The 7,764-nt window shown below is 71.6% G+C and carries 7 protein-coding genes; 5 read left to right on the top strand and 2 right to left on the bottom strand.

The window, feature by feature from the left end:
- Window positions 1-142 precede the first annotated feature (142 nt).
- On the top strand, window positions 143-1,045 hold the full coding sequence (locus F3H10_RS15175; protein ID WP_149785616.1) for a ketopantoate reductase family protein: 903 nt from the start codon (window positions 143-145) through the stop codon (window positions 1,043-1,045).
- Window positions 1,046-1,104: 59 nt separating this feature from the next.
- Here the strand turns inward: F3H10_RS15175 and F3H10_RS15170 are convergent, their stop codons facing one another.
- Window positions 1,105-1,323 carry a DUF7556 family protein gene (locus tag F3H10_RS15170; protein WP_149785615.1) on the bottom strand — a complete coding sequence of 73 codons (219 nt, stop codon included), beginning with the start codon at window positions 1,321-1,323 and terminating at the stop codon, window positions 1,105-1,107.
- Window positions 1,324-1,644: 321 nt separating this feature from the next.
- Between F3H10_RS15170 and F3H10_RS15165 the strand changes: the two genes are divergently transcribed.
- From F3H10_RS15165 to F3H10_RS15150, 4 genes are all read left to right on the top strand, one after another.
- Window positions 1,645-2,493: a CBS domain-containing protein gene (locus F3H10_RS15165; protein WP_149785614.1), complete on the top strand. Its 849-nt coding sequence runs from the start codon at window positions 1,645-1,647 to the stop codon at window positions 2,491-2,493.
- On the top strand, window positions 2,493-4,316 hold the full coding sequence (gene glyS, locus F3H10_RS15160; protein WP_149785613.1) for a glycine--tRNA ligase: 1,824 nt from the start codon (window positions 2,493-2,495) through the stop codon (window positions 4,314-4,316). Before F3H10_RS15165 ends, glyS begins: the two co-directional genes overlap by 1 nt.
- A gap of 2 nt (window positions 4,317-4,318) precedes the next feature.
- The gene (locus tag F3H10_RS15155; RefSeq protein WP_149785612.1) at window positions 4,319-4,951 is read left to right on the top strand and encodes a diacylglycerol/polyprenol kinase family protein; all 633 of its coding nucleotides are present in this window, start codon (window positions 4,319-4,321) and stop codon (window positions 4,949-4,951) included.
- 84 nt (window positions 4,952-5,035) lie between these two features.
- Window positions 5,036-6,454 carry an amidohydrolase gene (locus tag F3H10_RS15150; protein ID WP_149785611.1) on the top strand — a complete coding sequence of 473 codons (1,419 nt, stop codon included), beginning with the start codon at window positions 5,036-5,038 and terminating at the stop codon, window positions 6,452-6,454.
- Window positions 6,455-6,467: 13 nt separating this feature from the next.
- Here F3H10_RS15150 and F3H10_RS15145 read toward each other — a convergent pair whose 3' ends face one another.
- Entirely contained in the window at window positions 6,468-7,709 is a 1,242-nt protein-coding gene (locus tag F3H10_RS15145; RefSeq protein ID WP_149785610.1) for a cation:proton antiporter, read from the bottom strand.
- Between the last annotated feature and the right edge of the window lie 55 nt (window positions 7,710-7,764).

The following is a 7,764-nucleotide window of genomic DNA, read 5'->3' as shown; positions in this document are numbered from 1 at the left end:
GCCGTCGACGATCTCCCTCTCGCCGTCGACGATCTCCCTCTCGCCGTCGACGATCTCCCTCTCGCCGTCGACGATCTCCCTCTCGCCGTCGACGACCGCCGCCACCGACATCCCTTTTCGCCGGCGGGTCGTTCGGCCGCGCATGGAGGTCCTCGTGTACGGTGCGGGTGCGCTTGGCAGCCTCGTCGGCGGGTTGCTCGCGCGCGCCCACGACGTGACGCTCGTCGGGCGGAACCCGCACGTGCGGCGGGTCCACGAGGACGGGCTGCGGATCGACGGCGAGATCGAGGCGCGCGTCCGGCCGCGAGCGCTGACGGACGGCCGCGGGCGGTCGGCCGACCTCGCGCTCGTGACCACGAAGGCGTACGACACCGACGCCGCGGCGCGGGCGCTCGCGACCGGCGAGTACGACGCGGTCTGCTCGCTCCAGAACGGGCTCACGGAGGAGCGGCTCGCCGCGGCGCTCGACCCTCCGATCCTCGCCGGGACGGCGAGCTACGGCGCGCGCCTCCTCGAGCCGGGGCGCGTGCGATGTACGGGCGTCGGCGAGGTCGTCGTCGGGTCGCTCGCCGGCGGGGCGAGCACGCTCGCCGACCGGGTCGCTCGGGCGTTCACCGACGCCGGGATCGAGGCGATGGCCGCCGCCGACATGCCGCGACGCCGGTACGAGAAGCTCGCTGTCAACGCGGGGATCAACGGCCCCTCGGCGCTCGCACGGGTCACGAACGGGGAAGCCGTCGCCGGGCCGGCCGGCGGGATCGCCCGCGAGGCGGCACGCGAGGTCGCCCGCGTCGCGAACGCGGAGGGCGTGGGTCTGACTGCGCCCGAGGCGGTCGACGCGCTCGAGCGGGTGGCTCGGGACACGGACGCGAACCGCTCGTCGATGTGCGAGGACGTCGCGGCCGGCCGACGGACCGAGGTCGAAGCCATCTACGGGGCCGTCCTCGAGCGCGCCGATCCGGAGGGGATCCGGGTGCCGACGTGCCGGACGCTGGCGTCCGTGATCCGGGCGTGGGAGGCGGGGCACGGGCTCACGGGGGAGTGAGTCGGACGAGCCTGGAAACGAAAGACGGGACCCGCCGTGGCGCTAGCGGGACGCCGCGGTCAACACCACTCCTCGAGGACCGTCGCGTTGCGCTCGTCGACGGAGAGCCACGCGTTCTCGCGGGAGACGTCGGCGATCACGAGTTCCGGTCGCGACGCCGAGGAGTCGATCGACGCCATCACGTCGGCCGAGGAGGGCGTCGGCTCCGCGTCCGTCGGCAGCGCCGTCCGCCGGCGGTCGGGGTCCGGGTCGTCCCAGGGAGTGGAACTCCGTGACATGATTGTGATTAGTTCACAGCCCTTCAAAAGCGTTGCGAACCGGATCCCCGGATCCGCCGGAAAACGCGGCGATCCATGCCGGAATCCACGACGCGATCGACGGATTCCCATCGATCCGACGGTCGGTTCGTCGAGGGGACGGAACGCGGGGTATGCCGACGGAAGGAACACGGGGTATGCTGGCGAGAGGAACGTGCGGTATGCCGGCGGGATGCGGGACGGGATACGAGAGCGGAGCGGCGGCCGACGGCACGCCGGCGTCGATCCGGGCTGTGGCCGTCCTTCGGGGGATACAAGAGGAGTGACGCTGAAAGACGGAGCATGAACGTAGCAGACGCCATGACGCCGCGGGCCGACCTCGTCGTCGTCGAGATCCCCGGCAGCCGGAACGACGTGTTGGAGTACCTCCAGGAGTACGGCTTCTCCTCGGTCCCCGTCGTCAAGGACGTCGACGGCGAGGAGGTGTACCGCGGGCTCGTCTCCCGGGACGACCTCATCGACCAGCCTGACGAGGACCAGCTCGCGCTGTTGATGCGTGAGGTGCCGGCGACGAACGCGGACGCGAGCATCGAGGAGGCGGCCGGGACGATGGTGTCGGAGCGCTCCCGCCGGCTTCCGGTCGTCGACGGCGACGAGCTCGTCGGGATCGTGACCGTCACCGACGTGGTGCGGGCGATCGCTCGCGGCGAGGTCGACGGCGACCGCGCGGTGGGCGGGCTCGCCACCCCCGAGGTCAACGCCACCCACGTCGAGACGCCGCTGCCGGTCGCGGAACGCGAGATCGGTCTCGCCGGCGTCCCGTACGCGGTCGTCCTCGACGACGACGCCGAGATGGCGGGGATCCTCACCGAGGTCGACGTGCTCGAGGTCGCGCGGGTCGTCGAGGGCGAGGCGAGCACGGGCGATTCGATCGCCGAGCAGGACTCCGAGTGGTCCTGGGAGGGGATCAAGGCGACCGGCGCGCGCTACCTCCCGACCCGCAACGTCGAGATCCCGGCGGGCGCGACCCGCCACTTCATGACCGCCGACCTCGTCACCGTGAGCGGCACGCGGACCGCACGCGAGGTGGCGAAGGAGCTGATCTCCAACGACATCGAGCAGGTCCCGCTCGTGAACGGGACGGAGCTGTCCGGCGTCGTCCGGGACATCGACCTCCTGGAGGGCATCTGATGGCCGGCGCGGACCTCGTCGAGCTCGCGAAGCGCCGCGGGTTCTTCTTCGGCGCGAACGGCGCGTACGGCGGCACCGCCGGCTTCTACACGTACGGTCCGCAGGGCGCGGCGCTCAAACGAAACCTCGAGGACGCCTGGCGCGACCGCTTCACGCTCCGGGAGGGGAACCGCGAGATCGAGGCCCCGACCGTGATGCCCGAGGCGGTCTTCGAGGCGTCGGGCCACCTCGAGGGGTTCGACGACATGCTCGTCGAGTGCGGCGAGTGCGGCGAGTCCCACCGTGCGGACCACCTCGTCGAGGGCGCCACGGACGTCGAGGACGCCGAGGCGTTGCCGGGCGAGGAGGTGGAGGAACTGATCCGCGAGCACGGCGTCGCCTGTCCCTCGTGCGGCTCGCCGCTCGCGGGGCGGGACGTCGAGGACTTCAACCTCATGTTCGCGACCTCGATCGGCCCGGGCGACGGCCAGCCCGGCTACCTCCGCCCGGAGACCGCCCAGGGGATCTTCGTCGAGTTCCCCCGCCTGAAGGAGTACGCCCGCGGGAGCCTCCCGTTCGGGATCACTCAGATCGGCCCCGCCTACCGCAACGAGATCTCCCCGCGCGGCGGGCTGCTCCGCCTCCGGGAGTTCACGCAGGCGGAGCTGGAGCAGTTCATCGACCCCGAGGCGGACGAGCCCCCGCTCCACCGGGTCGAGGACGTGGAAGTCCGCCTCTACCCCGCGACCGAGCAGGAGGACGACGAGGGCGAGTACCTCGACACCACGGTCGGCGAGGCGGTCGAGGCGGGAGTCATCGGCTCCCCTTGGGTCGGCTACTACGTCGGCGTCGCTCAGGAGTGGTACGAGCGCGTCGGCGTCGACATGGACCGGTTCCGGTTCCGTCAGCACCTCGCGGGCGAGCGCGCCCACTACGCCGCGGACTGCTGGGACGCGGAGAGCGAGGTCGACGGCGACTGGATCGAGATCGCCGGCTTCGCGTATCGCGGCGACTACGACCTCTCGAAACACGACGCGTACGGCGACGACGCCTTCACCGTCTTCAAACGCTACGACGAGCCGAAGACGGTCGAGCGCGCGACCGTCGACCCCGACATGTCCGTTCTGGGCCCCGAGTTCGGCGGCGACGCGGCCGCGGTCGCCGAGGCGCTCGAGACGCTCGCCGGCCGCGACCCGGACGCCTTCGAGGCCGACACCGTGACCGTCGAGGTCGGCGGCGATGGCGGGAACAGCGACGACGGCGAGACCCGCGAGGTCGAGGTCGAGACGGCCGTCGCGGACTTCTCGGTCGAGGAGGTCACGGAGAACGGCGAGCACCTCACGCCGCACGTCGTCGAGCCCTCCTTCGGCGTCGGCCGGACGGTCCAGACGCTCTTAGCCCACGCCTACGAGACCGACGAGGTCGACGGCGAGGAGCGGACGTACCTCTCGTTGGCTCCCGAGATCGCCCCGCGTGACGCCGCCGTCTTCCCGCTCGTGACGAACGACGACCGGCTCACCGACCTCGCCGACCGGGTCGCCGCCGACCTCCGGGCGGCCGGGCTGGCGGTCGCGTACGACGACTCCGGCTCGATCGGACGGCGGTACCGGCGACAGGACGAGGTCGGCACCCCGTTCTGCGTGACCGTCGACCGCGACGGCGTCGAGGGCGACGGCCCCGAGACCGTCACCGTCCGCGAGCGCGACTCGGCGGCACAGGTCCGGGTGCCGGTCGCGGAGCTGGCCGAGGAGCTGACCGCGCTCCGCGCGGGCGGCGAGTTCGACGCGCTCGTGGAGCGGTACGACTCCGTCGAGACGGACGTCGAGACGACGACGCGAAACTGACCGTGACGCTTCCGGCGGCGGCGTGGCGCGATCGCGTGGAGTTCGAGCGGCGGCTGGTCCACGCGAGCGGGACCCTCTATCCCGTGCCGTACCTGCTCGGGTGGATCTCGTGGACGGAGACGGCCGCCCTGCTCGTCGCCAGCGTCCTCCTCGTCGCGACCCTGGAGTTCCTCCGGCTCGTCGTCGGGCTCGACCACGCGGTGTACCGCGCGCTGACCCGCGAGTACGAGGCGGACGCGGTCGGCGGCTACGCGCTCTATCAGGTCAGTACGGCCGCGGTCGCGCTGCTCGCGACCACGTCGGTCGCGACGCCGACGCTCGCGGTCCCGACGATGTGGATGCTCTCCGTCGGCGACCCGATAAGCGGCGCGCTCGGCGGGAACGGCCCGCGGGAGGCGAAACGCCCGCTCGTGTGGGTCGTGATGTTCGCCGTCTGTCTCGCGGTAACGCTCCCGTTCACGGTCCCCGCGTTCGGCCGGGTCGGTGGCGTCGCGGTCGCGGTCGCCGGCGCGGTACCCGCGACCGTCGCCGACGGGATCCCGCCGATCGTCTACGGGGTCGCCCTCGACGACAACCTCACGATCCCGCCGGCCGCGCTCGCCGGGATGGCGGCGGCCGCGGCGGTGCTGGGTTGATCCGCGGGCTCGGCCCGGTTCACTCACCCTACCGCGTGCGGGGGTAGATTCAATGACTCCGCCCGTGTTGGGCGAGTCACCACGATGAGCGAGAAGACGGTGTACGAGACGGTCGAATCGGAACGGGAACTGCTGTACGACCTCGCGGAGCGGCTCTGGGAGACCCCCGAGTTGGGGCTCCACGAACACGAGTCGGCGGAGGCGCTCGCGACGACCCTCCGGGAGGAGGGGTTCGACGTGGAGATGGACGTCGCCGGGATGCCGACCGCGTTCGTCGCGACCTACGGCGAGGGCGACCCGACGATCGGAATCTTAGGCGAGTACGACGCGCTTCCGGGACTCTCACAGGAGGTGAAAGCCGAGCGGTCCCCGATCGAGCGGGGCGGCCCGGGACACGGCTGCGGCCACAACCTCTTCGGGACCGCGACGCTCGGGGCCGCGGTCGCGGTGAAGCGGGCGATCGAGGACGGGGAACTCCAGGGGACGATCCGCTACTACGGCTGTCCGGCCGAGGAGACGCTCGTCGGGAAGACGTACATGGCTCGCGCGGGCGTCTTCGACGACCTCGACGCCGCGTTGACCTGGCACCCCGGCGACCTGAACACGCCACGGGTCGGCAGTTCGAACGCGCTCAACTCGCTCCTCTTCGAGTTCGAGGGCGAGTCCGCCCACGCCGGCGGATCGCCGGACTCCGGGCGGAGCGCGCTCGACGCGGTCGAGCTCACCAACGTCGGCGTCGAGTTCATGCGCGAACACGTCTCCGACGACGCCCGGCTCCACTACTCGATCCCGGACGGCGGCGACGCCCCCAACGTCGTCCCCGCCGAGGCGTCGGTCTGGTACTTCGTGCGGGCGCCGACCCGCGAGGAGGTCGAACGCAACACCGACTGGCTGCGCGACATCGCCCAGGGTGCGGCGACGATGACGCAGACCGAGGTCAGCGAACGGTTCCTCTCGGGCTGTCACGACTACCTCGCCAACGGCCCCGTCACGGACGCCATCTGGGAGAACATGGAGGCGGTGGGACCGATCGACTACGACGAGGCGGACCACGAGTTCGCCCGCGAGCTCCTCGAGACGGTCGACGAGAGCAGTCGGGAGTCCCGCCTCGAGGACCTGCCCGAGGACCTCCGGGAGACGGTCGAACCGCACGCGCTGTACTCGGAGCCGGTCCCGCCGTTCAACGAGGACGTGACCTCCGGCGGGTCGACCGAGGTCGGCGACGTGAGCTACATCACGCCCACCGGCCAGTTCAACGCGGCGACCTGGCCGGTCGGCGCCCCGGGCCACTCCTGGCAGGTCGTCGCCGCCAACGGCGACTTCGGGAGGAAGGGGATGCTCTTCGCCGCGAAGGTGATCGCCGGCGCGGCACACGACCTCATGGTCGACCCGGAGACGCTCGCGGCGGCGCGAGCGGAGTTCGAGGAGGCGACCGGCGGCGAGCCGTACGAGACGCCGCTTCCCCCCGAGGCGGAGCCGCCGTTCGACATGACCGCCGAGTGAGGCGGCCTCGCGGTCACTCGCCCGGCTTCGGATCGCCTCCCGCGGGGGCCTCCCGTCCGAGCCACGAGACGGCCGCCCGCTCGAACGGCTCCGAGTGGCCCATCAGCGTGGTGCCGAGGATCGCCATCACGAGGACGTAGCCGACGGCGAAGGCGTTGATCGTCGCGGCCACTGCCGGGTCGAACGTCCCCGCGGTGGCCCCGCTGGCGGCGATCGTCGCGATGATCAGCGAGAACTCCCCGCGGGTGGTCATCCCGAGGCCGACCCGCGTCGACCGCCGGACGTCGAGGTCGAACGCGCGCCCGGCGAAGTAGCCCGTGACGAGCTTCGTCGGCGTCGTCACGACCACCGCGAGCGCGACGAGCGCGGCGACGTCCCCGAACAGCCCCGGGTCGGTGACGAGGCCGATCCAGAAGAAGAACACCGCGGCGAAGGTGTCCCGAACGGGTTCCAGGAGCGTCTCGATCTCGTGGACGTAGTCGGTGGCGGAGAACGCCATCCCGGTGAAGAAGGCGGCCACCGCCTCGCTGACGCCGAGCGCGAGCGCCGCGCCCGCGATGAACACGACGGTCCCGATCGTCCGCAGCGCGACGAACTCCTTGTTGTCGGTCGCCACCAGCCGGTCGAACGCCGGCGTCCCGAACCGGACGAGCCCCAACAACACGAGGATGAACCCGACCGCGATCCCGACGTCCGTCGCCGCCGCGGCGACGTCGCCGCCGCCGAGCACCAGGGCGGACGCGACGGCGAGGTAGACGGCGATGAACAGGTCCTCGTACACAAGGGTACCGAGCAGCGGCTCGGCCTCGTCGTTGGCGATCCAGCCGAGGTCGATGAGCGACTTCGTGATCACCGCCGACGAGGAGATGTAGACGATCCCTGCGAGCAGGAACGCCGGCAGGAACGCGCCGAAGACGAGCCAGCCGAGGACGAGCCCCACGCCGAAGTTCGCCAAGTCGATCGTGCCCGCGGTCCCGATCTCCGAGCGTCGAGCGAGCAGGCGGTCGAGGTTGAACTCCAGCCCGAGAAAGAAGAGGAGAAAGACGATCCCGAGCTCCGCGCCGAGCGCGATGAACTCCGTCTCCGGGACGTGGACGGTCCCGACCGCCGGCAACGGGACCCGACCGAGGACGTACTCGCCCAGGGCCATCCCGACGAGGATGTAGAAGGGGATCACCGACTGTCCGAGGCGATTCGCGACCGCGCCCGCGACCGCGATCGCGGCGAACATGACTCCCACGTCGAGCAGCGCCACTACCGACCACCTCCGTCGATGCGTGCGCGGCGGCGACCGGCGTCGCGGCGGCCGG

It is taken from the genome of Halorubrum aquaticum, from assembly GCF_900113615.1.
Lineage (GTDB): Archaea > Halobacteriota > Halobacteria > Halobacteriales > Haloferacaceae > Halorubrum > Halorubrum aquaticum.
Note: the sequence above shows the minus strand (reverse complement) of the source record. Positions and strands in the feature narration are given on the sequence as shown.